Here is a 568-nt window from a genome sequence, read left to right as displayed (position 1 = left end):
ATTTGGTGATAATGCGTCCAAGGGATACACTCGTTCCCATACCGAACACGCCAGTTAAGCCTTGGACGGCTGAGAGTACTGCAGGGGAAGCTCTGTGGGAGGGTAAGTGGTCGCCAAGTTTTTTATTTATGGCTCCTTGGTCAAGCGGTTAAGACACCACCCTTTCACGGTGGTAACAGGGGTTCGATTCCCCTAGGAGTCACCATATGCAGATGTGGCGGAATTGGCAGACGCACTAGACTTAGGATCTAGCGCTTAGCGGCGTGGGGGTTCGACTCCCTTCATCTGCACCACTTTGCGGGTGTAACTCAATGGTAGAGTGCTAGCCTTCCAAGCTAGTTACGAGGGTTCGATTCCCTTCACCCGCTCCAAATGCGTCTTTAGCTCAGCTGGATAGAGCAACGCCCTTCTAAGGCGTGGGCCAGGGGTTCGAATCCCTTAAGACGCACCATAATGGGATATCGCCAAGCGGTAAGGCACCAGACTTTGACTCTGGCATTCGTAGGTTCAAATCCTGCTATCCCAGCCAAAATGGTTCACTAGCTCAGTCGGTAGAGCACATGACTTT

The 568-nt window shown here is 52.1% G+C and carries 5 tRNA genes and 1 rRNA gene; all 6 read left to right on the top strand.

From position 1 onward, the window contains the following. Position 1: 1 nt before the first annotated feature. The 6 genes from rrf to ACI48Q_RS20935 all read left to right on the top strand — a co-directional run bounded on the left by rrf (position 2) and on the right by ACI48Q_RS20935 (position 529). Positions 2-119, top strand: a 5S ribosomal RNA gene (gene rrf, locus ACI48Q_RS20960). Positions 120-130: 11 nt separating this feature from the next. Then, positions 131-205: transfer RNA gene (locus ACI48Q_RS20955), tRNA-Glu, on the top strand. 3 nt (positions 206-208) lie between these two features. Further along, a tRNA-Leu gene (locus tag ACI48Q_RS20950) sits at positions 209-293 on the top strand. Positions 294-297: 4 nt separating this feature from the next. Next, positions 298-371 (top strand) — tRNA-Gly (locus ACI48Q_RS20945). A gap of 3 nt (positions 372-374) precedes the next feature. Then, positions 375-451 (top strand) — tRNA-Arg (locus ACI48Q_RS20940). Between the two features lie 3 nt (positions 452-454). Beyond that, positions 455-529, top strand: a tRNA-Gln gene (locus tag ACI48Q_RS20935). Positions 530-568: the final 39 nt, after the last annotated feature.

The organism is Clostridium sp. LXY-7 (genome assembly GCF_056172015.1).
The sequence above is the reverse complement of the archived record's forward strand: the minus strand, read 5'-3'. Positions and strand labels throughout refer to the sequence as shown.